Annotated in this window: 25 protein-coding genes; 20 read left to right on the top strand and 5 right to left on the bottom strand. The window is 46.7% G+C overall.

What is annotated here, in order from left to right:
* The 4 genes from CS921_RS11945 to CS921_RS11930 form a co-directional block, all read right to left on the bottom strand.
* The coding region (locus CS921_RS11945; RefSeq protein ID WP_240422355.1) for a T7SS effector LXG polymorphic toxin at nt 1–919 on the bottom strand (919 nt) is incomplete at its 3' end.
* On the bottom strand, nt 916–1,284 hold the full coding sequence (locus CS921_RS11940) for a hypothetical protein (RefSeq protein WP_099224170.1): 369 nt from the start codon (nt 1,282–1,284) through the stop codon (nt 916–918). The genes CS921_RS11940 and CS921_RS11945, both read right to left, overlap by 4 nt.
* Nucleotides 1,285–1,569, bottom strand: a complete 285-nt coding sequence (locus CS921_RS11935; protein ID WP_099224169.1) for a DUF3130 family protein — start codon at nt 1,567–1,569, stop codon at nt 1,285–1,287.
* Between the two features lie 266 nt (nt 1,570–1,835).
* Nucleotides 1,836–2,051, bottom strand: a complete 216-nt coding sequence (locus tag CS921_RS11930) for a helix-turn-helix domain-containing protein (protein ID WP_099224168.1) — start codon at nt 2,049–2,051, stop codon at nt 1,836–1,838.
* 34 nt (nt 2,052–2,085) lie between these two features.
* Between CS921_RS11930 and CS921_RS11925 the strand changes: the two genes are divergently transcribed.
* Entirely contained in the window at nt 2,086–2,877 is a 792-nt protein-coding gene (locus tag CS921_RS11925) for an ATP-binding protein (RefSeq protein ID WP_205527782.1), read from the top strand.
* A gap of 276 nt (nt 2,878–3,153) precedes the next feature.
* Here CS921_RS11925 and CS921_RS11920 read toward each other — a convergent pair whose 3' ends face one another.
* Nucleotides 3,154–4,290 carry a Fic family protein gene (locus tag CS921_RS11920; RefSeq protein WP_099224166.1) on the bottom strand — a complete coding sequence of 379 codons (1,137 nt, stop codon included), beginning with the start codon at nt 4,288–4,290 and terminating at the stop codon, nt 3,154–3,156.
* A 232-nt stretch (nt 4,291–4,522) separates the two neighbouring features.
* Between CS921_RS11920 and CS921_RS11915 the strand changes: the two genes are divergently transcribed.
* The 19 genes from CS921_RS11915 (at nt 4,523) to CS921_RS11825 (ending at nt 26,630) form a co-directional block, all read left to right on the top strand.
* A complete protein-coding gene (locus tag CS921_RS11915; protein ID WP_099224165.1) occupies nt 4,523–5,737 on the top strand; it encodes a molybdopterin molybdotransferase MoeA in 1,215 nt (404 codons plus the stop codon).
* Entirely contained in the window at nt 5,716–6,204 is a 489-nt protein-coding gene (gene mobB, locus CS921_RS11910) for a molybdopterin-guanine dinucleotide biosynthesis protein B (RefSeq protein ID WP_099224163.1), read from the top strand. Before CS921_RS11915 ends, mobB begins: the two co-directional genes overlap by 22 nt.
* Nucleotides 6,201–6,623 carry a molybdenum cofactor biosynthesis protein MoaE gene (locus CS921_RS11905; protein WP_099224162.1) on the top strand — a complete coding sequence of 141 codons (423 nt, stop codon included), beginning with the start codon at nt 6,201–6,203 and terminating at the stop codon, nt 6,621–6,623. The genes mobB and CS921_RS11905 overlap by 4 nt, the downstream gene beginning before the upstream one ends.
* 31 nt (nt 6,624–6,654) lie before the next feature.
* The gene (locus tag CS921_RS11900; RefSeq protein ID WP_338037324.1) at nt 6,655–6,852 is read left to right on the top strand and encodes a MoaD/ThiS family protein; all 198 of its coding nucleotides are present in this window, start codon (nt 6,655–6,657) and stop codon (nt 6,850–6,852) included.
* 15 nt (nt 6,853–6,867) lie between these two features.
* On the top strand, nt 6,868–7,347 hold the full coding sequence (gene moaC, locus CS921_RS11895) for a cyclic pyranopterin monophosphate synthase MoaC (RefSeq protein WP_099224177.1): 480 nt from the start codon (nt 6,868–6,870) through the stop codon (nt 7,345–7,347).
* A gap of 12 nt (nt 7,348–7,359) precedes the next feature.
* Nucleotides 7,360–8,361, top strand: a complete 1,002-nt coding sequence (gene moaA, locus CS921_RS11890) for a GTP 3',8-cyclase MoaA (RefSeq protein ID WP_099224159.1) — start codon at nt 7,360–7,362, stop codon at nt 8,359–8,361.
* A 503-nt stretch (nt 8,362–8,864) separates the two neighbouring features.
* The gene (locus tag CS921_RS11885; RefSeq protein ID WP_099224158.1) at nt 8,865–9,554 is read left to right on the top strand and encodes a hypothetical protein; all 690 of its coding nucleotides are present in this window, start codon (nt 8,865–8,867) and stop codon (nt 9,552–9,554) included.
* 52 nt (nt 9,555–9,606) lie between these two features.
* Nucleotides 9,607–11,790 (top strand): bacterial Ig-like domain-containing protein, encoded by a 2,184-nt coding sequence (locus CS921_RS11880; RefSeq protein ID WP_099224157.1) that lies wholly within the window; start codon nt 9,607–9,609, stop codon nt 11,788–11,790.
* A gap of 289 nt (nt 11,791–12,079) precedes the next feature.
* Nucleotides 12,080–12,973, top strand: a complete 894-nt coding sequence (locus CS921_RS11875) for a PTS mannose/fructose/sorbose/N-acetylgalactosamine transporter subunit IIC (protein ID WP_099224155.1) — start codon at nt 12,080–12,082, stop codon at nt 12,971–12,973.
* On the top strand, nt 12,957–13,784 hold the full coding sequence (locus CS921_RS11870; protein WP_099224154.1) for a PTS system mannose/fructose/sorbose family transporter subunit IID: 828 nt from the start codon (nt 12,957–12,959) through the stop codon (nt 13,782–13,784). Before CS921_RS11875 ends, CS921_RS11870 begins: the two co-directional genes overlap by 17 nt.
* 23 nt (nt 13,785–13,807) lie before the next feature.
* Nucleotides 13,808–15,763, top strand: coding sequence for an alpha-amylase family protein (locus CS921_RS11865; RefSeq protein ID WP_162921760.1), 1,956 nt, complete (start codon nt 13,808–13,810; stop codon nt 15,761–15,763).
* A gap of 116 nt (nt 15,764–15,879) precedes the next feature.
* Nucleotides 15,880–16,605 (top strand): GntR family transcriptional regulator, encoded by a 726-nt coding sequence (locus tag CS921_RS11860; RefSeq protein ID WP_099224151.1) that lies wholly within the window; start codon nt 15,880–15,882, stop codon nt 16,603–16,605.
* 84 nt (nt 16,606–16,689) lie between these two features.
* A complete protein-coding gene (locus CS921_RS11855) occupies nt 16,690–17,862 on the top strand; it encodes an SIS domain-containing protein (RefSeq protein ID WP_099224149.1) in 1,173 nt (390 codons plus the stop codon).
* Between the two features lie 12 nt (nt 17,863–17,874).
* A complete protein-coding gene (gene nagA / locus CS921_RS11850) occupies nt 17,875–19,059 on the top strand; it encodes an N-acetylglucosamine-6-phosphate deacetylase (protein WP_099224147.1) in 1,185 nt (394 codons plus the stop codon).
* The gene (locus tag CS921_RS11845) at nt 19,046–20,008 is read left to right on the top strand and encodes a tagatose 1,6-diphosphate aldolase (RefSeq protein WP_099224145.1); all 963 of its coding nucleotides are present in this window, start codon (nt 19,046–19,048) and stop codon (nt 20,006–20,008) included. Before nagA ends, CS921_RS11845 begins: the two co-directional genes overlap by 14 nt.
* A gap of 24 nt (nt 20,009–20,032) precedes the next feature.
* Nucleotides 20,033–20,515: a PTS sugar transporter subunit IIB gene (locus CS921_RS11840; RefSeq protein ID WP_099224143.1), complete on the top strand. Its 483-nt coding sequence runs from the start codon at nt 20,033–20,035 to the stop codon at nt 20,513–20,515.
* A gap of 12 nt (nt 20,516–20,527) precedes the next feature.
* On the top strand, nt 20,528–22,318 hold the full coding sequence (locus tag CS921_RS11835) for a glycoside hydrolase family 35 protein (protein ID WP_099224141.1): 1,791 nt from the start codon (nt 20,528–20,530) through the stop codon (nt 22,316–22,318).
* On the top strand, nt 22,311–22,724 hold the full coding sequence (locus CS921_RS11830; protein WP_099224140.1) for a PTS sugar transporter subunit IIA: 414 nt from the start codon (nt 22,311–22,313) through the stop codon (nt 22,722–22,724). The genes CS921_RS11835 and CS921_RS11830 overlap by 8 nt, the downstream gene beginning before the upstream one ends.
* Before the next feature lie 27 nt (nt 22,725–22,751).
* Nucleotides 22,752–26,630, top strand: coding sequence for an endo-alpha-N-acetylgalactosaminidase family protein (locus tag CS921_RS11825; protein WP_162921759.1), 3,879 nt, complete (start codon nt 22,752–22,754; stop codon nt 26,628–26,630).
* Nucleotides 26,631–26,959: the final 329 nt, after the last annotated feature.

Below are 26,959 nucleotides of genomic sequence, written 5' to 3'. Positions count from 1 at the left end.
CTGCACCATAATAAAAGATGAGCGTTGTAAGCACGCCAAAGGTTTGGGCTTTTGTAATGGTTTGTCCTGTAATAGGGTCTTTTCCTTTTTTGAGCGACTCAATCATGTTGCCCGTGATGGTGGCGTTGCTTTCTTCTTGCGGGAGTGTGCCTTCTTTTATCATTTGGTTGTATAAATTCGTTGCTTCAACATCTACCACGCCGTTTTTCATCAAAATCCATTGGTTACTTTGATAAATCTTTATGTAGCTATCAAAATTGGGAATTTCAGGTTGATGTTTTCCCGTATATTTCTTTAGGTCTTTCAATAGGTTTACATTGATTTTACCAAAATCAAGTGTGTTTGTCTCCGCATTAAAGGTCACGTTAGCTTGTAGAGTGCGGATGCTTTTTTCAATGTCACGGGTTAGCTGGGTGTATTCCTGAAAGAAATTGGCATGGCCACTTTCAAAATCTAACAGCTTTTCTTTCAATTGTTCTTTCCGATGTTTTGCTGTAATCTGGCCTCTTAGTTGGCGAATTTGTTCTTGCTGGAAAGACGGCATCAAACTGGTTAGACTTTGTTCTAAGTCCTCCATGCGGCGTTCTAAGCGGTCAATTTGTTGATCCAATTCGTACAAGCCATCTGCGTCCACATACGCATCAGGGGAAGGATCAACCTGTGCTTGGAAGTCATTGATATAGGTCTCTAGGCGTTCTTCACTTAAATCCATGGCTTGCGTGATACTGTCGCATAAAACAGGATACGCTTTCGCATAGTAGTCTTGTGATGTGTCAATGGCTTTTCCTTTCAGTGAAGCATCATTGGCATAGCTTTGTGCCGCTTTTTTGAGTGCTTCAATTTTGGGCTTTGCTTCAGCGTTGGTCTTTTTGAGGAAGCTTAGAAATTCACTTAACTCTCCGATGTCAATTTTGGTCATGTGTACAGCTCCTTTTTCAACCGTGTTTCGGCTTCTTCGGTGGTTTGGATGTCTTTTTGGAGGGCCTGCTTTTTCTTATCCAAACGCTCATATGCGGCATCTACTTCCAGTCTCGTTTTTCGTGAATAGATGGCATGATCTTCCATCATCTCAAGCTGTTCATTTCGACTTTGATGACCACGCCAAACTTCCTGGAAAAGAGCCATGATTTCTTGATGTTCTCGGTCAATGCGGCGCAAATCTTCCTCGGCATCCTCTAATAAATAATTGTCTTTTCGTAAATCTAAAAGAGCCTCTTCTTTTTGCTCCTTTTCTTTCCGAAGTTGGACAAGTTGTTGTTCTTTTTTCTGCAGCTCACTATTCACTTAATCCACCTTCAATCCCGTTTTCTTCTGAATTTCCCGATCTTTTTCACTATAAGCTAACCCCAGTTTCTTAATTCGTAAGGCATCTTCTTGTACAAAGCTTTCCCAGCCGTCTAATGCGGTAATCAGTGTAGTGATCCCATCCCGAAACTGATCGATGGAATTCGCTTTGGAACGCTGAATGTTTCCATTTTGGAATGGCAAATAAGCAAAGTCGCTTAGGCTTTCACCGACTTCGCTGGCATGATTCAGCATGGTGCTTTCTTTCACCTTTACTTGTCCCATTCTTCTCACCTTCCTTTTTCTCTAGGTTCATTATACGAAGATGAAATAAAGAATGGTGGTGAAAGTTATGTGAACATTTCGGTGCGAAAACGTTTGTGTCACCATGTTTGACAAGAATTCTTAATGATTAGCATATAAGAAAGGCTACATATTTCCTTAAATAAAGATACATATAAATAGTAATAGTCAAATTTTGGTATTTAATAAGTGTAGTAATCAATCTTACATATAGAATGCGGAAAAATAGTCCAAAATTAACACTATTTTTATTTGTAAAACTCACTTAAATCACACATTAAGATTTCACTTAAAATAACTGCATTACGATAAGAAAGGCGAGTGTTGCCTTTTTCGATATTCGAATAGCCGGAAGTGTATTTATACCCCATTTTGCGCGCAATGAATGCCTGTGTGATTCCGCGTTCTAGTCGTAGTGAACGTATTTTGTGAATATCGATAGTTAGTTTAGAATAATTTTTCATTATAAATCTCCATCAATTTCAAAAAAAATGCGGAGTGCCCGGAATTTATAGAAAAAAAGATCAGCTTGTCTCTAAAGTTAATCAAGATATGGCTAGTGTTTTAACTAATCATAAGGATTTTAATTTAAGCGATTTACCATTACAGATTTCAGAAGAGACAAATCAAGTTAATAATAAAGGAGATAGATATGTAAGTAATGCATTTCAATTTAATCAACATCAATGGTTAGTTCAAAAAGTTCAATATAAGCTTAATAATACTAGCCTTATGGATTTCTTTAATAATGATAGTAATAAAAAAAGCCTGATAGATGAATTGGATGCTTTTATTTCTGAACAAAAATCAAGCCTGTATATTGATGTATCGGAGATAGGAGTAGCTGATGGAATAGGGGGTATGATTATTGACCTGATTAGTAATTATTTAATTAATAAGAAGACTATTCCTAACCCATTTGTATTATTCATTGATGAAGTTCATAGATATACTAAACTTACTAATTTTGAAGTTGATTTTTATACAGGGCTAACATCAATTGCTAGAGAAGGCCGCAAAAAAGGTGTTTTTTTATTTTTAACTACTCAAAACCCTCAAGATGTTTCAAGTATCTTATTAGGTCAGATAGGAACATTACTGATCCATAGGCTAACTCAATCAGAAGAACTTAAAGCTATTCAAAATCACTTAAAATCAAATTCTTTAGGGCAAGTTAGGAAACTAAATAGAGGGGAAGCTATTTTGACCAGTATTAATCTATTACAAGATATTCACTTGAAAATCTATGAGTGTGGAAGAAAACATAATAATTGTACACCTATATTGTAACTAAGATGTGGTGTTCTGAATGGTTGCTACCATTCGTACTTCCTCTTAATCAGCGGGTCGGGGGTTCGAACCCCTCATAACCCATTTGGGTGCCAAACCCACGAGACCGGAGACTTCATGGGCGTTTTAGGACGTTTGGAACGTGAGGCTCGCGGTCTTTTTTTGTGGTTTGGGCAGATGAACGCCTAAATAATGCCTAGTTACGAAAAATAAGCGAGCTGGACCGTTAGGAGGGAAGGGGGCAGCTCGCTTTTGATGGTTATTGGGGTGTTGATTTTACCTTAATGTGCGTAATAAGTCGTAGTTTACATATACCTTATTTTTTCTTTTAGCTTTATCTACATCAATCAATCTTAATTCAACCAAACGATTCAACCCGTTACGTGCAGTAGAAACACCTATATGAAGTGTTTTAGCAACTTCGCTAACGGTGGTGTAGGGTTTAGTAAATGTTGTTAGCCAAATATCGTTAATTGAGTGGCGAGGCATATCAATCATTTTTAGTCCGGCTGATGCTAAGTTGGTAATTGCTGCTAGTTTTTTTAACATGTTTTCAGTCATTCGTTGGCAAGCATCTAAGAAAAAATCTATCCATGAGAACCAGTCCGCATCTTTTCCGCGAACGCCATTTAATAAATTATAATAGCGGATACGCTCTTTTTCTAATTCTTCACTTACAAAAAATACTGGTTGATTAATCAAGCCATCTTTCATGGTGCTTAGGACGATTAGGATTCTTCCCATACGACCGTTGCCATCAAGGAATGGATGAATAGATTCAAACTGTGCATGTAAAATAGCTGTTTTAATCAATGGGTCGGATTTTTCATCTAAAAGTACTTCAAAATCAGAATTGACTTCTTTTTGAAATGAAGGGTGCGCTTCGTCATTAATGTAATACTCTAAATTAGTCATATAGTCACTAATTTCATGCGCCCCTACTGGTATATAAACAGCATCTTCTATTCGGTTAGTGGGACCAATAAAATTTTGAATGGCTCTAAATTCTCCAGCAGCGGATGTTGTGCCACGTGTATTTCTCCCCATAAGTTCTTTATGCAATAATCGGATGAGTCGAGAGGAGATGGGATGACCTCCTTTAATGAGTGCAATTCCGTTAGACAAGGCTTCCATATAATTTTCTACTTCTACAACTTCCGTACTTTTGTTTTTTTTTGTAGCCTCTTCAATCATATCTGCAAAGGTGACTTGGGTGCCTTCAATTCGGGTTGATTGTACAGATTCATTCAGTGTTAACATTTGAATAAGCTGAGTATTTACTACGGAATGCTCCAATTCAGCGTTTAGTTCACCAACACTGGATTTTATCTTTGCAATTTTCTGATATAGATGTAGGGCTTGAGAAATTGTTACTTTGGGGGGCAACAATTCGATTCCTTTAATAGCAGTCATCTGAACCCTCCTATTCTTTTGATAACATATTCATTATCGCATTCTATTTGATTAAAATCAATAAAAATAATCAAATAGAATAAAGGGGGGATTGGCGATAAAATACGTATGAAAGTATAGGGGATACGGTTTGTTTATGCCTCTTTTTTCAAAGCCCCTTTACTGTTTTTTTTCAAGTACTTCCTGTATATTTGTAGGTAGAAAACGCCTACAATTTGGTGGAGGTGGAGAGATGCTGGAAAAACGGGCGATTGTTACGTATGAGCATGCGCGGGAGTTGATTTTGAATCAGATCGAAAAGCTTGGTAGTGAAGTGGTGGCTTTGAACGAGGCGGATGGTCGGATGCTGGCTGAGCCGGTTTTTGCGCCGTTTCCGTTTCCGATGTTTCGACGGTCGGGGTACGATGGTTACGCGATTTGTGCGGAGGATGATGCGCATTACCCGATTACGCTGAAAGTGGTGGGCGAGGTGCCTTGTGGGGCGACTTATGGGCGGCGGCTGCAAACGGGGGAGACGGTTCGGATTATGACGGGGGCCAAGGTGCCGGAAAATGGGGCGAAAATTATTATGCTGGAACAGGCGGAGCAGGTCGACAAGGATCGGGTGACGCTTTTGAATACACAGAAAACAAGTAATATTACGGAAGTCGGGGCGGAGATTGCTCAGGGGGATTTGCTGCTGGATCGCTTTCATGAGATGAATGCTGGTTCGATTAGTTTCTTGGCTGCGTTTGGGGTCAGTCAGGTGGCTGTGATTAGGCGGCCTCGTGTGGCGGTTTTTTCTACGGGGAGTGAGCTTGTGACTCCGGGGGAAAGTTTGCCTGATGGGAAAATTTATAATAGTAATCAGCCGCTGCTTCGGACGCTTGTCGAGGAGGCTGGCGGGGTCATTGTTCGGGAGGCGCAATTACCGGATGACTATGCGCTGACACTGGAAACACTGCGGGAGGCGGCTGGGACATGTGATTTAATTTTGACGACTGGCGGGGTGTCGGTTGGCGATTTTGATTATATGGCGCTGATTGGGAAAAATGAGGCGGAACTGCTTTTTAATAAAATTAAGATGCGGCCGGGAAGCCCGACTACTGGGATGCTTTTTGAAGGGACGCCGCTTATTGCGCTTTCTGGGAATCCGGGGGCCTGTTTTACGGGGTTTTATTTGTTCGGTGAGCCGGCTTTGCGGAAATTGGCTGGCGGGCGGTCGCGTGTTCGTAAAGTGAAGGCGAGGATGGCGGCTGATTATTTGAAAAATAACGGTTTCGACCGCTTTTTACGAGGGTGTTATGAGCTTGAAGAAGGGACGTTTCGGGTGACGCCGGTTGGGAGTGACATGTCGAGTGCGCTCGCCAATTTGGCTTTTGCGGATTGTTTGATTCGGATTCCTGGGGGCAAGACTGGGAAGGTGGCCGGGGAAGAGGTGGAAGCATGGCTTTTATCCTCCAAATAGTGGGCTTTAAGAACAGTGGGAAAACGACGATGATGCAAAAACTGATACAGCTTTGTAAACAGGACGGCTATCGGGTGGCGGTTGTGAAGCATGATGGGCATGATTTTGAGATCGATCACGCGGGGACGGACTCGTATGCGTTTCGGGAGCAGGGGGCGGATGTTGTGGCGATTGCGTCCTCTAGGCAGTTTGCGATGATGACGCAGCGTGGGCAGTCTTTGAGGGAGACGCTTCGACTGTTGCCAGAAACGGATATTGTTTTGATTGAGGGCTACAAGGATGCGCCGTTTCCGAAAGTGGTGATGGTTCGGTCGCTGGAGGATTTTCAGGAATTACATATGAATGTGGCAAAACCGCTGCGCTTTGCGTCGCGTTTTCCGCTTGACAGGGCGGATGTTGATTTTGTTGGAGGGGAAGAAGCGCTCGACCAATTTACCAAAAGGCTTTTAAAGGAGATTTTTGCATGATTCGCGTTTTTTTGACGGAAAAGGAGATTGATATTTCCGCTTGTTATCAGCACCTAGTCGATCCTCGCTTTGGCGGCATCAATATTTTTGTCGGGACGATTCGGGAGTGGACGGGCGAGGTTCAGACGAAGGCGATTCGCTATACGGCCTACCGGGAGATGGCGGAAAAAGAGATGGAGCTTCTGGCACGCGAGGTGGAGGCGAAATACGCGGCCAGTGTCGTGATCGTGCATCGGCTGGGAGAGCTACGTCTGAGCGAGCCGGCTGTTTTTATCGGGGTGGCCACGGCTCATCGGGCGGAAAGTTACGAGGGCAGTCGCTATATTATCGAGATGTTGAAAAAACGGGTGCCAATCTGGAAAGAAGAGATTGATACGGATGGCGTTCGTTGGGGAGGTGCAATGCGTGACGACGATTAAGTTTTTCGCCTATCTGATTCAGAAGACGGGCATGGAGGAAACCAAGCTGAATCTGAGCGGTTGTTCGACGGTTGGCGAGGCGCGCGAGCTGATTAGTTCGGAGTTTCCAGAGATCGCGCTGGATTTGGCCAAGTGCATGCTGGCGGTTGATATGACGTTTCGGCAGGACGATGAGCTGCTGGATGCGCCGCGCGAGGTGGCAGTCATTCCGCCGGTCAGTGGTGGTTGAAGGAAGGGGTGGATGATGAAGATGGACGGATTGACACATTTTAACGAGGAAAAACGGGCGCAGATGGTCGATATTACGGAGAAAGATGAGACGCGGCGTGTGGCGCGGGCGCAAGCGGTGGTGGTGATGCGGCCGGAAACGCTTGGGCTGATTTTAGAAGGCAAAATGAAGAAGGGTGATGTGCTGGCTGTGGCGCAAGTGGCGGGCATAATGGCTGCCAAGAAGACGAGCGAGCTAATCCCCATGTGCCATCCAATCATGACGACCAAGGCGGATCTTTCTTTTACGGATGACGGGCATGATCGGCTGATTGTGACGAGTGAGGTGCATACGGTTGGCAAGACGGGTGTTGAGATGGAGGCGCTGACGGCTGTGACGGTTGCTGCACTGACGGTTTACGATATGTGCAAGGCGGTCGACCGGGGAATGCAGATTGAGGCGGCGCGACTGTTGGAGAAATCGGGCGGCAAGAGCGGACATTTTTTCGCTGAATAAGGGGGATTTAGGATGCCAGTGTTAACGGATCGATTTGGACGGGTGCACGATTACATTCGGATTTCGGTGACGGACCGTTGTAATTTGCGCTGCGTGTATTGCATGCCGGAAGAAGGGCTGAAATTTTTACCACATGAGAAGGTTCTTTCGCAGGATGAAATTGTGGATTTTATGAAAATTATGGTGCAATTTGGGATCAAAAAGGTTCGTTTGACGGGCGGGGAACCGCTGCTTCGGACGGATATTGTGGAGATTGTTCGCGGGATTGCGTCGATTCCTGAGATTGAGGATATTGCGGTGACGACAAATGCGATGTATCTGGCGAAAAAGGCGGCTGATTTGAAAGCGGCGGGGCTTACGCGGATCAATGTAAGTCTGGATTCGCTACATGAGGACCGTTTTCGTTCGATTACGCGTGGCGGACGTTTGCAAAAGGTGCTTGACGGAATCAAAAAAGCGGAAGAGGTCGGGCTGTTTCCGATTAAGCTGAATGTCGTGCTGATCAAAGGGCAAAATGATGATGAGATTTTGGATTTCTTACGTTTTACGCAGAATAAGGATATCAATGTGCGTTTTATTGAATATATGCCGATTGGTCACGCGGGAAACAGTTGGAAACAAAAATATATGTCACTCGAGACGATTTTTGAAAGAATTCGAGAGGCTGGTCTGACATATGAGCCGGTCGAATCGATTCGTGGGAATGGGCCGTCAGAGAATTACCGGCTGGCGGGGGCGCAGGGAACATTTGGCTTAATCCATCCGGTCAGTGCTCATTTTTGTGCGAGCTGCAATCGGCTACGGCTCACGGCGGATGGCTATATCAAGGCCTGCCTGTACTGGGACGAGGAAATGAACATTCGACCGCTGATTCAAAAACCGGATGAACTGATGGCACTCGTGCAAAAAGCGATCGACAATAAGCCGGAAAATCATGAAATGGCATTGAAATTACAAGATGAAGTAACAAGTCATCAGCCAACCTGGCGGAGAATGAGTCAAATCGGCGGCTGATTTTCATGTGGAATAAGGAGTGCGTGAGGAGTTTAGTGGCCGAGCGCGAAAAGGCACCTCCAGCTGTATGGCTTGAGCCTAAGTTGAGCGGTATGAGGGAAAGCGGGCTGGCCTTGTGATAGTTTTCTTCGCGCGGCTTTCCACGAGGGCTAGTCGGGCGATACACGGCGGGAATTTTTATCAGAGATGCAATGGAATAGGAACGTATAAAGGCGAAAAATATTGTCAAGTTATCAGATGATATTTTTTGTCTTTTTTGCGTTTATTTTATTTAAAAAGTTCACAAAAATGTAATAATAAATGATGTTTTTTTATCTTAAAGATAGGCTTTGCACTAGCGTTTCCCTTATGATTAATGAAGATGGATAGAATGATTGTTTGCGATTCTGTCACTAGATTATTTATATATGGAATATTCTAATTTTACAAATGTAAAAGAAAGACAATTTATTTTTTAGTGTGACGATAAAATAATTTTCGGCTGTGGCAAGGGAGGAATTGTAGTGGAGCTGGACACGTTGGTAACGGAAAAATGGAGGACGCTGTTTTGGGAGTTAGAGGAATATCGTGAGCATCAAATATGCTATTCATCCGAGTTAGGGAATCACTATCAGATTTTGATTCTGAAAGCGGGCAGTCTTCTGATTCAAATGCGAAATGGTAAGGGGGCATGGACGGCATGTGAAGTTTTAAAAGCAGGCAGCATTATCAATTTAGAGGTCGTCTGTGATTTATGTACGTTAAAAGAAATTGCACCATTTGTAAATTATCGTGTAAAAGCCATTGGAAATGTAGAAATTTATGCAATTGATAAGGAATTCTTTTTATCCCATCTTTATGTAGATCCTCAAAAATACCATAAATTTATTGAAAATATCATTCATCAGCTTATTCAAATTACGGTTGCACAGAAAATTTCTAATGAGAAGTCCAATATTAAAGTGGCGTGGTCTTTATTTCGCTTTAGTTCTGTTATGGGTAAACAGATCCAGCATGGCAAAATCACAATCTTACCGCAGATGATTCATCAAAATATGATTGCGCAATTAGCACAGGCAGGTGTCAGTAGAACAGGGGAAGTGCTGCAGGAATTTCATCGCTGTGGAATTGTCGAACAAATAAAGCCGATCACGCTTCACAACGGCAAATTGATGAGCTATTTAAACCGATATTTCGATGACATCAGTTTATAAATCAGTGCTGAACAAGCTGATTTGTATGGATAAAAGAGAGGAGTGATTTAGGATGAAAAAAGTCTTAACGGGGATTATTTGTATACTATTATGCGTACAATTGTCCAATGTGGTTTTTGCACAAACAGTCGGGGAGCCGGCAAAGCAAATGACAGAGGAAGAGACAGCGGTTGATGAGAAGAAACCAGTTGAAAAGGAGGCGGAAGGAGCTAAGGCGGTACATGAAAATGAAGGGGAAATGGTGGCGCAAAAGAGTGAATCTCCAAGTGAACCGCCAAATGAGCAGGCTCAGCCAGCTGTCCAAAATGAGCGAGCGGGGGCGGTCGTCAATCAGCTGGGAGATTTTTTAATTCCAGATAATTGTCTTCGTGAAAAAATCAATCAAAGCCTGGGCAAAAATAAAGATTATTCGGCAACTAAAGAAGAACTGGCCACAATCAAGGCGCTGAATATAAGTAGCTATAAGGAAACGCTAGATATTCAATCATTTCAGGGGATTGAATATCTAACGAATTTGAGCAGTCTAACCATCATCAGCGCTGCGGTTCCTGCTGATGTCAGTGAGCATCTGGGAAAATTAACTTCGCTGACCTATCTGCTGCTGAATACTGTTTATGTCACTGGGCAGGATGCGGTGATTAAAGACGAATATGGGAAAGAAATCGGCATCACTCAGACGGTTAATTTTTCACCACTGGGCAATTTGAAAGCTTTACAAACACTGTCTTTGACGGTTATTAATACGTATATAGACCAGAATTATATGGCCTATAATCGTGTGAAAAGTGAGCTTTCAGGACTGGGAAAATTGACGAATTTGACGAAATTATATTTAGGGCAATTTGGCGACACGGACGATAATAGCATGGCGTGGCTTGCCGGCTGTGTAAACTTGGAAGAAGTGGTAATAACAGACAGTTCGATGAATAGTGTTCAGGGCCTTGGCGGACTCACCAAATTAAAAAATATAAATGTAAATGGGAATAAGATTCGTGATTTTTCGCCGATTGCAGCAAACTTCAATTTTCGAGGCGCTAATTCCAACAGTTTCCTCTTGCCCACACAATTTTTGCGAACGGAGGGCGAGCAGTCACTGCTTGATTTAAATGGATTGGTCAATGTCGGGAATTCATTTGGAAGTGCGGCTATCAAGAAATTCAGTTCGTTTGATAATTTTGATGTGCAAGCCTGTCGGATGGAAGGCGGCTTGGTGAATGCCACGCTAAGTATAAAAAATTTACAGGAGATTCAGATTTACAATTGGCGGACGGGGAAGAAGGATCTGAAAACGCTCGGGACAATGGTGCCTTACTGGCTTAATATAAATGACGGCAAGGTGCTTGAAGGGCATGCCATCGTCCCAATTGGAAAAATTGTCACGTATAAGGATAACTATCCGGGAGGTCAATCGAAAGAGGTGAAACATGAGCCGTTAGAAGATATTCAAAATATTACCCCGGGCGAGCGTAAAGGGTATACATTTGTCGGCTGGCATGAGGATTCGGCGGGGGAGAAGGCGTTCGATTTTCAGAAGCGTATCGATACAAATTTAACACTTTATGCGAAATGGCGAGAAAGTCAGGCGGTCATCTATGCGAAGGATTCCACGATTTATGTAGGAGATAAATGGGGGCCTGCGGATAATTTTGTGTCTGCCAGGGATCAGCATGAGCAGGAGATAAAGAGTTTTGATCCGGAAAAAATTCAGGTGAGCGGGCAGGTAGATGTATATAAAGTTGGGAAATACCCAGTAACTTACAGCATAGACGGGGCGGAAACCACGATAAATGTCACTGTGAGGGCGGATAGGAGCGCGATTCAAGCCAAGGATTCCGTGCTTAAAGTGGGTGACAAGTGGGCGGCAAAAGACAATTTTGTGTCATGGACAGATCGAGATGGTAAAAAACAAACATTTTTTGATCCGGAAAAAATCCAAGTGGAGGGAACGGTCGATACGTCAAAAGTTGGGAGATATCCAGTCATGTATAAGGTAAATGGTGTTCAAACTATTGCAAATATAACAGTGATTGCAGAGAAGGATGACAAAGTGCCGCCAGTTCCTGTAAAGCCAGACAAGGGAAGCGCGGATCAGCTGGATTTCGTGCACGTGTACACGCATGAACAAGCGAAACTACCGCAAACCGGTGAGCAGCGGTCGAACTGGCCGTGGGGAATGGCGGGATGCTTGCTCCTGCTGACAGGACTGATAATTTTAGTTAAAAATAGAAAAATTTAAGTTGCTTGTAATCGTTCTGAACAGCCAACTGCCGATATTCTCGATGGCGGTTGGCTGTTTTATTTGTGTGTTTTTTACTAAAAAAATATTGACAAGTAATTTTATAGATGCTATATTCTAAGTGGTAATTACCAGTAATAACCACTAGGCGAAGCATTGATGTGCGGTGGTTCTTCAACTTAGAAAACGAGACTTTATGAATTGTAAGCGATTTCCTATTTTGAGAAAAGTGAGGTGAAAGCGACAAGGATACAGATAGAAAGTCAGTCATTTTTAAGGAGGGAGATCATTGGATATACAATGGTGGCAAATTTTACTTTTGACGTTATATGCTGGTTATCAAATTTTGGACTCGATTACGATTTCTTCTAGTATGGATTCACCAGTATTTGCCGGCTTCATTACGGGGCTGATTATGGGCGACATGGTGACAGGACTGATTATCGGTGGTAGCATGCAGCTGACGATTCTTGGGGTCGGGACATTTGGCGGTGCATCTCGGATTGACGCCAACTCTGGAACGATCATTGCAACGGCTTTTTCGATTGGTGTAGGCATGGATCCGCAGGTGGCAATCGCGGCAATTGCGGTACCGGTGGCCAGTCTCATGATTCAAACGGATATTTTGGGACGCTTTGCGAATACGTATTTCTTGCACCGGATCGATACGAATATTGAAAGACTCAATTTTAAAGGGATCACATTTAACTATTTGATGGGGATCGTTCCTTGGTCACTTTCACGGATGATTCCGGTTTTCCTTGCTTTAGCATTTGGCGGCGGTGTGGTTGAGACGGCTGTCAACTTTATGAATGAGCATTTAGAATGGCTCAACAATGGGCTGGCGACGGCTGGGGCACTTCTTCCGGCAGTCGGTTTCGCAATCCTGCTTCGCTACTTGCCGGTCAAACGACATATCGCTTACCTAATCTTGGGCTTCATTTTGACGGCACTATTTGCAACGCTTTACACGAATATCATTTCGCTTGGAACTGCCATGACAGGAGTTTCCAAAGACTTCACGCAAACATTCAACAGCTTGCCAATGCTGGCGATCACTTTTGTCGGGCTGGCATTTGCGATTTTGGAATACAAGCGCAGTACGAGTAAAACGGTGGCGGTAGCTGAGAATCATTCAAATACGGCAGATGAAGGAGGAGAAATCGATGACGACGAACTCTGATCCGGGGAAAAACTATCGGTTGACGGATAAGGATTTTAGGCAGATCAACGTACGGAACTTGCTGTTTAATCAGGTTGGCTGGAACTACGAGCGGATGCAGAGTTCTGGTTACTTATGGATGATCTTGCCGCAGCTTCGGAAAATGTATGGAGACGATCCGGAGAAATTAAAAGAAATGATGCGACTGCATAATCAATTCTTTAATACGAGTAACTTTTTCAATACGATCATCTTGGGGATTGACTTAGCGATTGAGGAAGAGGAAGGCGTGAAATCCCGGGAAACGGTGGCTGGGATCAAGTCTGGGCTGATGGGGCCGTTCGCCGCTATCGGGGATGCGATCTTTGGTGCGCTGATTCCGGCGATTATGGGTGCGATTGCGGCCAACTTGGCGATCAATGGGAATCCGATCGGGATTTTCATATGGATGGCTGTGGCTGTTGTCATCATGGTTTTTCGTTGGCACCAGTTGAAATTTGCCCATAAGGAAGGGGTCGTGCTGGTTACACGGCTACAGGATAAGCTGAACGCTTTGACAAATGCGGCGACTCTTCTGGGGGTCTTTATTGTCGGTGCGCTGATTGCCACGATGATCAATGTGAAGCTGACGTTTGTGGCGCATCTGGGCGATGTCAGCATTGATTTCCAAAATATTGCAGATATGATTTTGCCAAAATTGATTCCGGCGCTGGTTGTTGCAGGGATCTATTGGATGCTGGGCAGAAAACGGCTGAACTCGACGCGGGTGATTTTCATTGTGCTGTTCGTTTCAATTGCACTTTCGGCGCTGGGAATTATCGGTAAAATGTAGAATGGATGGGAGGAAGCAACAGCATGGATTCTTTAGCTTTTCGGCAGCTGCATCTGGATTTTCATACGCCTGAACTAGGCGAACCGCTTGCTGCCCGATTTGACCGCCGGGCTTTTCAGGAAACATTGCAGCTCGCAGAGGTCGATTCGATCACACTGACGGCGCGTTGTCATCATGGCTACTTGTATTATGACAGCCAGCTTCCGGCGAGGCATCCAGACCTGACTTTTGATTTACTAATGGAGCAAATTGCGGCTTGCCATGAAGTGGGCATTCGGGCACCAGTGTACGTGACGGTCGGCTGGGATGCGCTCGTGGCGGAGCAACACCCAGAGTGGCTGGAACGGAAGCCGGATGGAAGTTGTTATGGGCATGATGTTGGACAGTTACGGCCGGGTTGGAAGAAGCTGTGCCTGGCTTCCCCCTATATCTTTTATCTGAAGGAACAGTTGGCAGATTTGATTGCGCATGTCGGCACGGAGCTGGACGGCTTGTTTTTTGATATCGTTTGGCAAGATGCCTGCTATTGCAATCATTGTTTGGAACTAATGAAGCAGCAGGGCATTGATGCGGAAGACGAGCAGCAAGTATTTCAGTTTGCAAAACAAGTGGCGGCTGATTTTAAACAGGAAATTTCACGTTTCGTGTGGGAACTAGTGCCTGACTGCCCGATTTTCTATAATGATGGCAATATGACGCCGGATCTGCGGGCTAGTTTGGACGCTTACAGTCATTTGGAAATCGAATCGCTGCCAAGCTCCAACTGGGGGTATCACCATTTTCCGGTGGCTGCGCGGTATGCAAGGACGCTTGGAAAAGAATATCTTGGCATGACGGGAAAATTTCACAAAGGTTGGGCCGATTTTGGCGGCTATAAAAACCGGGCCGCTTTAGAATACGAATGCTTTCTGGCACTGGCGCTCGGGGCAAAATGCTCGATCGGTGACCAGTTGTACCCAGACGGCGTGCTGCAAAAGGAAACCTATGCGCGGATTGGCGAAGTTTATCGGACGGTCAAAAAAATGGAACCCTATTGTCAGGCGGTGGCACCGCTAGTCGAATGTGCCGTATTTTACCAAAAAGCACAACAGAAACAAGCGGAAAAAATCAGTCCGGCGCTAACGGGGGCTGTACGGATGCTGAACGAAGCACATATCCAGTTTGATGTGGTCGACCAGGAGGCCGATTTTGCCAGCTATCCGCTGCTCATCTTGCCGGATGATGTCTGCCTCACGCCTGATTTATCGGCAAAAATAGACACCTATATGACGAGCGGCGGCAAAGTGATTTTTTGCGGTCAGACGGCACTGACAGGGCACCTTGCCGGAAGTCCTGTAGAAGCAGCGACAATTTCGGAATATGAGAAGGAGTATTTCAAGGTGGGCACCGAGGCACATGAGCACATCTGGTATGGCCGCGGGGTTCATGCCAGCCCCTGCACAGGGAGCCGAACGATTGCCGACTTGTGGCGCCCGTACTTTAATCGCACCTATCGGCATTATTATGGGCATTTTGATGCTCCGCCAAAAGAGCCAAGCGGTTTTCCAGCAATCGTCCGCAACCAGCAGGCCAGTTTTTTCAGTCATCCGGTTTTCACACCCTATGCAAATGAAAGCCCGCGCATTTACCGCAGCTGCGTGATGAATGAAGTGCTCGCTCATCTGGGCCGGCCAATTGTCGACAGCCGTGCGCCAAGCTCGGCCGATCTGCTGCTGAACGAGCAGAAGCAGCACAATCGCTATCTGCTGCATGTCCTGCACTACATTCCCGAACAACGGGCGCGCAATTTGGCGGTGATTGAAGACGGAATGCCGCTTTGTCAGCAGGAAGTTACCTTGCACCTGCCAAAATCCATCAAGCGTGTAGCGCTTCTGGAAGCAGGGACAGAATTGCCATTTGTTGAGACGGCCGGGTCGATCACTTTTACCATTCCAGAGGTTTTAGGGCACGAAATGGTCATCCTCACTTATGAGCCGTGAACTGAACGGGTTTGGGCGGTGCGCGGAATCCGAAAGTATACAAAAAATTGACAAAAAATGTCGCAAGTTATAAAATTTAACTGGTTATGAGGTTATGATCAGAGGAGGAATAAAGCATGAATGCAATCAATCATAATAGTCGCATTCCCCTGTATTTGCAACTGATGGATGTGGTAATTGAAGCCATTCAGTCAGGGCAATATTCAGCGGGAGAAAGACTTCCTTCAGAACGCGAACTTTGCGACAAATATGGCGTGAGCAGGATCACCGTTCGGCAGGCCATGCAAGAGCTGGAACGGGAAAATTATATCGTCAAGCGTCACGGAAAAGGAACCTTCGTGGCAGACAAAACGGATCCGCAGAATTTGATTCATTTATTCAGCTTTACAGAGGAAATGAAACGCCTTGGTCATGAACCAACAACGCGCGTGATTGAATTTAATAAGATCGCGGCCAGTGAGCGGATTGCGCGAAAACTGCAAGTCGCTGAGAATGATCCGATTTATGAACTGGTGCGGCTTCGATTGGCAGACGATAAGGAAATGATGTTTGAGCGAACCTATTTGTCCCAAGCCATGTTTCCCGACCTGACAAAGGCGCAGATCGAAGCCAAACCCATGTATGATGTTTTTGCAGATTATGGGATCGTCATCACGCGGGCAGTGGAGGAATTTAAAGGCACACTCCTGCAAAAAGATGAGGCGAAACTGTTAAAGCAAAGCCGAAATTCTGCCGGAATGATGATCAATCGTTTCGGATATGCAGATCAGCGGCTGGTAGAATATACGATTACGATCGTTTCCAACCAAGACTTTTACTATCGAATCGAAACAACGAAGTAATCGAAACGGCTGCAAGTTGGCCGCTAGATTACTTTTTTTATAAGTTGAGTGGTAATAACAACATTACCAATAGGAGGAAGAGGCATGTTTAATTTAGAGGAAGAGGCACTTCAAAAAAGGGCGGCGATTCACACGGCAGGCGAGATCAAACATCAAGGGCATGTTTGGGGAAAAGTGATCGAGCTGCTAAAAGAAAAACAAGCAGAATCCACAGGCTTTATCGAGCGGGCCCGCGCGGCGGGCGCAGTGGATGTCTTGTTTCTAGGGGCGGGCTCATCGGCATTTGTCAGCGAGACGGTCGTGCCGCTCTTGTTTGCAGAATCGGACTATCCGGAATTTCGTTATCAGGCGGTGGCAACAGTCGACCTGGTGGCGGCACCGAAGCAATATGTGAAAAATCGGCCCACCATCGCCGTGTCATTCGGCCGTTCGGGCAACAGTCCGGAAAGTATCGCGGCAGTGGATCTTCTGAAGCAGCTGGTCGATCAGTTGTTTTTAATTTCGGTGACGTGCAACAAGGATGGCGAACTTTTGAAGGTGAGCGGCCAGTCCGGCGAGCGGCATCTGCCAATCGTTTTGCCGGAAGAAACCAATGATGTCAGCTTTGCCATGACCTCCAGCTTTACGAGTATGCTGATGAGTAGCTATGCGCTCTTTCACCCGGCCGGAATGGCTGACTGGGATGCGGCTGACCTGGCGACATCTGCCAATCAGTTTTTACAAGTGTCTGAGGCTTTTATTATGAAAAATTTTGCGGAAAAGACGCCCAAACGGCTGATCTATTTGGGATCCAGCACGCTTAAGGGAATTGCACATGAGGCGTCGCTGAAAACGCTGGAACTAAGTGCCGGCAATATCGACGCTTCCTTTGAAAGTGTGCTGGGCTTCCGCCATGGACCCAAATCGTTGATGCATAAGGATACCGTTGTGGTCACTTTTTATTCGGCAGATGCCTATACGAGGAAATATGACGAGGACATTGTGGCCGAAATGGCGGCTGACGGACTAGGCAACCCGCTGATCGTGCTGCAAGGCGAGGAAGAGACAAATTCGCCTGCCGGTGTGGAAAAAATCCAACTGAACGGCAAGTCGGGCGCCGATCCACTGCTGCGCAATCTTTTGTTCCTTCTTTTCGGGCAGAGTCTGGCGCTTTACAATTCGCTGGCACTGGGGATTACGCCGGACAATCCAAGCCCATCAGGCATTGTAAACCGGGTCGTGCAAGGTGTGACGATTCACCCGTATCACGAGCAATAAGGAGGGGCAGCTGTGCATTATTTTTTGAAAGCCGACTATTTTATTATGGAAGATGAACTTCGGCAGGGCGGCTATTTGGAGGTCAAAGATGGTCATTTCGGCAACTGGCGGCCAATTTTGCCAGCAGTCGAGCCGGTTATCCCGATCATCGATTACGGCAAGGCCACCATTGCCCCCGGACTGTTCGATACCCACATTCACGGCGTGGGCGGGGCAGATGTCATGGATGGCGACACGACGGCCCTGCACCGAATGGCGGCTCTACTTCCAGCAGCTGGAGTGACACGCTTTCTGCCCACAACATTGACTGCCGGTACAGTAGAGCTGCTCGACTGTTGCCGAAAAGTGGCGGAGTTGATCGAGCGGCCGATGGAAAACGCGGCACGGGCAGAAGGAATTTTCCTTGAGGGGCCATTTTTTACAGAAAAGCATAAGGGCGCCCAAAATCCGCGTTACTTTAAAGCGCCAGATTATGCAGAAGTCGAGCGGCTCCAACAGGCAAGCGGCGGGCATATCGTCAAAGTGGCGGTCGCGGCCGAGTATCCAGAAGCCGTCCCGTTTTTGGAAAAGCTTCGTCAGGCGGGCATCCATGGCGCGCTGGCACATACAGATGCCAATTTTGAACAGGCGGACCGAGCCATGAAAGCCGGCGGACAAATTTTTGTACACCTTTATAACGGCATGAGCGGCCTGCATCATCGCGAGCCGGGCGTCGTCGGCACCTATCTCCATTCTGAACACGCCTTTGCGGAACTGATTGCCGATGGACACCATGTGCATCCTGCCGTGCTGGCCTTTACGGCACAATTTAAACCCGACCGGACGATTTTGATCACCGATTCAATGCGTGCCGGAATGATGCCGGATGGGGAATACTTGCTGGGCGAGCTGGCCGTTGAAGTGCAAGGCGGGATTGCTAGGACGAAAAAAGACGGATCGCTCGCAGGAAGTACGCTTCAACTGCTGGACGCCGTGAAAAATATGGTCATGTGGACAACGCTCGATCTGGCGGCTGTTTGGCGGATGGCAAGTCTAAATCCCGCGCGTTCAGTCGGCATGGATGGACGGTTGGGCTCGCTTCGTGCCGGAAAAGTGGCCGATTTTCTCGTGCTAACACCGGACATGACGTTGCAGGAAACGTGGCTTGCAGGGAGAAAAATATGGAGTGCGGAGGAAAAGACAAATGCGAATCAATAAATTGGAAAAGTTGAAAAGGCTTACAGATGAAAATGGCATCATTGCAGCACTGGCGGTCGATCAACGTGGTGCTTTACGGAAACTACTGGGTGAAAAAGCAGACGATCAGGCACTGGCAGACTTTAAAAAGTTGACCGCCGAAGAGTTGACTGCTGATGTTTCGGCGATTCTGCTTGATCCGGAGTATGGACTTTCGGCAGCAGAAGCGCGGAAAGAAGGAGTCGGTCTAATCCTCGCTTATGAAAAAACGGGCTACGATGCAGCTGACCAGCGTCGATTGCCAGACTTGCTGCCACAGTTTTCAGTGAAAATTTTAAAAGAGCTGGGAGCAGATGGCATCAAATTGCTGATTTACTATGATGTGGACCAGCCGGAAGAAGTGAATCTCGCCAAGCAGGCATTCGTCGAGCGGGTCGGATCGGAATGCGCCGCAGAAGATGTCGCTTTTTTCCTTGAAATTTTGACTTTTGACGAGAAGATTTTAGATACAGGATCGCCTGCATACAGTAAAATGAAACCTAGGAAAGTATTGGAAGCAATGCGAATCTTTGGCCATCCGGATTATCGTGTAGATGTACTAAAAGTCGAGGTTCCCGTCAACATGGCCTATGTCGAGGGATTTGGGGCGGAAGAAGCTTTGTGGAGCAGACAGGAAGCGGCGGAAATTTTCAAGAAACAAAGTGATTTGGCGGAGGTTCCGTATATTTTTCTTAGTGCAGGTGTTTCAGCAGAACTGTTTCAGCAGACACTCGTTTTTGCAAAAGAAGCGGGCGCAGAATTTCATGGCGTGCTTTGTGGTCGGGCGAACTGGCGCGGCGGTGCAGAAGCATTCCGAACAAACGGGATCGACAATGCGCGGACGTGGCTGGCAGCGGAAGGCAGAGAGAATATTCAGGCGCTTGACCTAGTCCTTAAACAGACAGCAACGGCAATTGACCTGCCGCAATAAATGTTGATCAAGGAGGAAAAGGAAATGGCAATTACTTATGTACGAGTAGATGACAGACTGATTCACGGACAGGTGGCAAATTTATGGACGACCAAGCTTCAGGCGACACGAATCATGGTGATTGATGATGCCGTAGCACAGAATGAAGTGGAAAAAGTGGCGCTTAAAATGGCCGTTCCAGCAGGGGTGAAGCTGAGTGTTCTGCCAGTTGAAAAAGCAGCGCAGAATATTTTAGCGGGCAAATATGATTCACAACGCGTTTTTATCGTGGTCAGAGATGTTGCCATGCTGGTTGAGCTGGCAAAAGCAGGTGTTCCTCTGCCAGAAATCAATGTGGGCAATCTGGCAAAACGTGAAAACACCAAGCAGGTTTTAAAAAGTGTCTGCATCACGCCGAAAGAAGTGGAGCTTTTGACATGGTTGAAGGAACAGGGCAGCAAATTAATCTCGCAAAAAGTGCCCAATGAAGAAAAAGTGGATTTTGAACAAATTCTTGCAGGATTATAAGGGGTCGTGATGATGCAATCGTTTGATGTAAAAGAAGAATTTCGATTAAATGGGCAGGCGGTCAAACTGATCTCCGGTGCCGTCCATTATTTCCGAATCGTCCCAGCTGAGTGGCGGCGAACGCTGTACAATTTGAAGGCACTAGGCTGCAATACGGTGGAGACTTACATTCCGTGGAACCTGCACGAACCGCAAGAAGGCAGTTTCTATTTTGAAGGTCTGGCAGATGTCGAGCGGTTCATCCAAACGGCCGCCGAGCTAGAGCTGCTGGTCATCCTGCGCCCGACACCCTACATTTGTGCGGAGTGGGAATTCGGCGGCTTACCGGCTTGGCTGCTGAATGATAGCGGCCTGCGAGTCAGAAGTAGCTCCGCCCAGTTTATGGAAAAAGTAACCAACTACTACAAGGCCTTACTGCCGCGGCTTCTGCCCTATCAAATCGATCAGGGCGGGCCGGTCATCATGATGCAGGTCGAGAATGAGTACGGCTCTTTTGGGAATGACAAGGCCTATTTGAAGGCGCTTGCAGATTTGATGCGGCAGCTGGGCGTGACGGTTCCATTATTTACGTCAGATGGTGACTGGCAGGAGGTCCTTGAGAGCGGCAGTCTCATCGAAGCGGACATCCTGGCGACGGCCAATTTCGGCTCCGGCACGGATGAAAGTTTTGACGAATTGGCGGCCTTTTTTGAACGGCATGACAAGAAGTGGCCACTAATGTGCATGGAATTCTGGGACGGCTGGTTCAACCGCTACCATGACCCCATCATTCGACGCGATCCGGCCGAGATTGAGCACGAAGTCGAGCGGCTCCTGAAACGGGGCAGCCTGAATTTCTATATGTTCCAAGGCGGCACGAATTTTGGCTTCATGAATGGCTGTTCAGTTAGAAATGAACGCGATTTGCCGCAGATCACCTCGTATGACTATGACGCGCTACTGACTGAATGGGGCGCTCCGACTGAGAAATATTTTGCGGCACAGCGGGCGATCGGGAAGGTCTGTCCGGAAGTGCAGCAGATGGAGCCGAAAACGAAAGAGACGTGCGGCTTTGGGGAAATCCGGCTGGCGCGCAGCATGTCGCTTTTTGATGCGCTCGACCAGTTTGAAAAGAAAACGAACACCTACCCGCTGACGATGGAAGAATGCGGTCATCCGTACGGCTACATGCTCTACCGGACGACTGTGGCTGGCCCGAAACCGGCGCTAAAATGCAAGATTGTAGAAGCGAGTGATCGCGTGCAGCTCTACCGGAATGCCGAATATCTCGGAGCGAAATATCAGGAGGAGCTACAAGACACGCTGCAGATTGCTTTTCCGCAGGCTGACAATACGGTCGACCTGCTGATTGAGAATATGGGGCGTGTCAACTATGGGGAAAAACTGTTGGCGCATTCGCAGCGAAAGGGCCTTCGTAGCGGCTTTAAAGTGGATATCCATTTTGAAGCGGACTGGGAAATGTTTTTGATTGATCCCGCTCGATTCAGCCGCCTAGTCTGGGCAGAAAGCGAAGCTAGCGGGTCGCCCCATTTTCACGAATATGTTTTTGAAATTGATACGCCGGCAGATACATTCCTAGATATTCGTCCGCTTGGGAAAGGGATTGCCGTGCTGAATGATTTTCACTTGGGCAGATACTGGACGGTGGGCCCGCAAGGCTATTTATATATACCGGAAACGCTTTTGAAATCGGGCGAAAACCGGCTGATTATTTTTGAAACGGAAGGTCAAATGGCAGAGCGGCTTGAACTGCTGGCAGCTCCCGTTTATATCGAGGTTGGAGAGGAGCAGGACAATGCGTGATTTACTGATCGTGACACACGGGAAATTTGGTGAAGAGCTGATTAAGAGCGCCGCCATGATTATTGGTGAAAATGAGTCGATCCATGCGATCAGCTTAATGCCGGAAGAAGGACCAACCGACTTGCAGCAGAAAATCGAGCAGCTAATCGACCAAAAACCGACACTGAAAGACGCGATCGTGATGGCGGATCTTTTAGGCGGAACCCCCTGCAATGTTTTGCTTAGGATGATGGATGACCACCCAAACTGGGCCGTTTACAGCGGGGTCAATTTGCCGATGATTCTTTCGTTTGTCAATCAACAATTTTTAGAAAGCGAAGAAGATCGGATCATGGCAGATGGGAAGGAGGGGATTGTGGACATTCGAGTGCTAAAAACGAGTTTGCTGATGGATGAAGATGAATAGGCTGCTAAAATGAGAGGGAGGAAAAACATGAAAAAAAGAGCTTGGTTGATTATTATTACTGCTTTTGCACTAGTGTTTGCTCTTATCCCGAACTTTAATGGGAAAGTAACAGCCCAGACAGAACAGATTTATACGAAAAATTATCAGGACGGTCAAATTGGGGACTTGAAAAATATTGTTGGCAAAATGGATACCAGCATTGAAAACGGCCAGCTGAAGCTAAAACGTGATGCAACTGGCGGCAATGAGGCGCTGATTGCTGATCAAGCGTCGCCGGATCTTGCCGACGGGGAAGCACAGGCTGTTTTCTCCTTGAAAAATGGCAGCGATCGTTTTGGGATTGCTTTTCGCGTGAAAGACGATGCGCATTGGGCGTTTGCGGGCTATGACAGCGGCGGCAAGTGGGCCATCGTAACCCCGGACGGCTATAAGAGCGGCATCAGCGGTCCAATTCTGGAAGAAAATCAGAAATATGTTTTTAAAGTATCTTACAGCGGCACTAAAATTGAAATGTCTCTAGGTAACAATACATTCTTCTCAGGAGATGTCGGCGCTGAACTGCCACAATTCCCGAAAGAAGCTGGAAAGACGGGCTACCGGACATGGTATGACGGCAAAGAAATGTACATCAGTCAATTGCAGGCGGGCGAAATCGGCTCTATTCCGCCGGTTGAAAGTAAATTTGAAAGCTATGATCCTGTAGAGGTCTACACGAAAGTGAAAACAGCACCGGCTCTACCAAAAACCGTCACCGCGCACTATTCAGATGGCAAGGTAGAGCAGAAGGAAGTCAAATGGGATGAAATTCCGGCGGCCTCCTATGCGCAAGCGGGCGATTTTTCGGTCAAAGGGACGGTAGAAGGCATTACGGAACAACCGGAAGCAACGATCCATGTGCTGGGCGATGTCACGCCGGAACCGAGCGATGTGGAAAAAATCGCCTCCAAACAACTAGAGGTATCGCTTGATAAAGCCTTCCCGCGCATCATCAGCTACAAGTTGAAGGATTCCGGGCAGATGTTGAACGGCCAGCCGGAAGCGATCGACAAGGTGCGCATCAACGATCAGGACCTCACACCTTCAAAAGTCGACTTTAAAAAGCAGGGGCAAAAAGCCAGCTACACGCTTCATTTCGATCAGGAGAAACTGACGATCAAAATGGAAATGGCGGTGCAGAACGGTCAAGTGAAGCTGACAATCCCTGAAATCAAGGAAAACGGCGGCACAAAAGTGAATACGCTTGCCATCCCGAATCAAAAACTGCTTTCAGTCTACAGTACGGAAGCTGGGGCGGCATTTTCCGGTGCCAGAATGTTCACGGCGACAACTGCCAGCACGGGCAAAACGGGCGACACGTTTGCAGACTTGACGGGTTCGCCAACAGTCGACCAGACTCCGCAAGGCTACATGTACGGAATTTTGAATAATGATCAACTGGCGGCTTCCATTTGGACGAATTCCGTCTATGATAAAACGGACAACGCGACTAAAAATAATAACGGCCGCATCTGGAAGCAGACGACCCGGACAGACCGCGGCTACAATACGGGCATTTGGAGTGGCGAGTGGACGGTTCGACCAGATGGTGCCACGGAAATGGAGAAAGATAAACCAGAAGTGAAAATCATTCTGACTGGCGATCGCAATCAGGATCAGCAGGTCGACTGGCAGGACGGAGCGATTGCATTCCGGGACATCATGAATAATCCGGCCGGCAGTGACCAGATTCCCAATCTTGTCGTGCAGCGCATCCCGATGAACTTTGCCAGCCAAGCGACCAATCCGTTTCTGGTGACGCTCGACGAAACCAAACGAATCGCCCTTTCGACAGACGGCCTCGGTCAAAATGTGCTACTGAAAGGCTACCAAAATGAAGGACACGACTCCGGGCATCCCGACTACGGCCTTGTCGGCGAACGTCAAGGCGGCGCTGAAGAAATGCGGCAACTTGTCGACCGCGGCCACCAATTGAACGCAGCATTCGGCGTCCATGTCAATGCCACGGAATCCTATCCAGAAGCAAAATCATTCAGTGAAGAACTCGTCGACCCGTCCGCACCCGGCTGGGACTGGCTGGATTCGTCCTACCGGATTAAGACGCGCAATGATGCCATCAGCAACAATCGACTCCAGCGTTTTGAAGACTTGAAAAAAGTCGCGCCAAATCTGGACTTCGTTTATGTGGACGTCTGGTATGGCGACGGCTGGGAAAGCAAACGCCTAGCGGAAGAAATCAAACAACAAGGCTACAATGTCTACACAGAATTCCCGGCTTCCATGGAAAGTGATGCCATTTGGACACACTGGTCGGCCGACAAAAACTATGGCGGCTCCGATACGAAAGGCATTAATAGCACGATCGCCCGCTTCATTCGCAACCACCAGAAGGACAACTGGGTCATCACAGATAATCCGCTGCTTGGCGGCACAGAGCTGATCGGTTCAGAAGGCTGGGCAGGCAGAGTCGACTACGATAAAATGATCCGCAACACCTTTGAAGTCAACCTGCCGACAAAATATCTGCAACATCACACGATTCAAAAATGGCAGACCGACCTGAACGGCAATGGCGTCATCGAGCTTTCCGACCAAGTGGTCACTCGCAATGACAATCCTGCCAAGGAACGCGTCATTACCGACCGTGGCGTTACCGTCTTGCAAGGCAACAGCTATCTGCTCCCATGGCAAACAGACGGCAACAACAAGCTGTACCATTACAATAAAGATGGCGGCACCACGACCTGGCAGCTATCCGACGAATGGAAAAATAATCGCAAGCTGAAACTTTACCAGCTTACAGATCAGGGCAATCAATTTATTGAAAATGTGCCCATCAAAAATGGCCAAGTCACCCTCCATGCAGAAAAAGAAACTGCCTATATCCTTGTTGCGAACAACTATCCGGCAAAAGAAGTAGCCAAAAAAGCCGGCGCGTTTGGCGAGTATACAGCCATTCAGGATCCCGGTTTCAATGCTGAAAACACCCTTCGCAAAAACTGGAAGGCAAAAGGTGGCGGCGCAGAAGTCATTCGCAATGAGAACGGTCAGTATGAGCTCCAACTAAGCGGCAGTAAAGCCAACTCCGTATCTCAAAAACTCAAAGGCTTGCCAGAAGGAAAATATCTCGCATCAGTCAATGTGGAAGTCACAGGCAAAGGTCAAACCGGCGGCATCAAACTGAGCGGTCATAAAAAGAGTACTTATGGAAACCAAGCTAGCGAATCCTTTGCAGAAAACTTCATGTCTGCTGATTCCAAGCATACCGGCAGTCAAAAATCCTATATGCAGCGCATGCAAGTTTCCTTTGAAGTGAAAAAAGGAAAACCAGTCACATTGCAGCTATATAAAGATGCCGGCAATGGAACGATCCATTTTGACGACGTGCGAATCACGAAAGATGAACGCACAGCCAACCCAGCAGGCACAATGTTCTATGAAGACTTCGAGCATGTCAGCCAAGGCTGGTACCCGTTTGTCAAAGGCAATGCAGGGGATGTGACCGATCCGCGCACCCATCTGTCGGAACTACACGCGCCATATACACAAAAAGGCTGGAACGGTAACACAATCGATGATGTAATCAGCGGCAACTGGTCGCTCAAGCTGCATAAAGAAAATGGCGGACGTGTCATGCAAACCATCCCAGAAACGATCCGCTTCGAGCCAAACAAACGCTACCAGATCTCCTTCAAGTATCAGGCAAATGTCGACAATGGCTATTCTCTCGTTATCGGCACCGGCACAAATCAACAGAAGAAAATCAATCTGCCAAAAGCCACAGATACACAAACATACACCTTTGAAATGAAAGGTGCCCCGTCTGGCCTCAGCTGGTTCGGAATCGAGCAAAACAATGCCGGCCAAGGCGATATGGTCATTGACGAGCTACAAGTAGTGGAGAAATAAGGAGAAGTTTTTACAGGCAGTTCTCTAACATGCAGAAAAAGGCTGGAACATAAAGAAGCTTCAACAAGATAATTGGAAAATAAGAGAAGCTAGAATCAAGTATGAGCCCATTTTTTCAAATGGTTTCGCTTGATTTTAGCTTCTTCTTTGCATTTTGCCCAACAGACCAAGTGAACATTAAAAAATTATCGTTGAAAAGATGGCGATTTGTGCACTGGATGCACTGGTTTTTGTGAAAAATATCAATTAGACACAAAAGATTCGGATTTAGAGGAAAAAAAGTCATAAATGCGAACAAAAAGGTACTGAGATACAAGGTATCATTAAGT

Origin of the sequence: Listeria costaricensis (assembly GCF_900183385.1) — a bacterium.
Classification (GTDB): domain Bacteria; phylum Bacillota; class Bacilli; order Lactobacillales; family Listeriaceae; genus Listeria; species Listeria costaricensis.
Note: the sequence above shows the minus strand (reverse complement) of the source record. Positions and strands in the feature narration are given on the sequence as shown.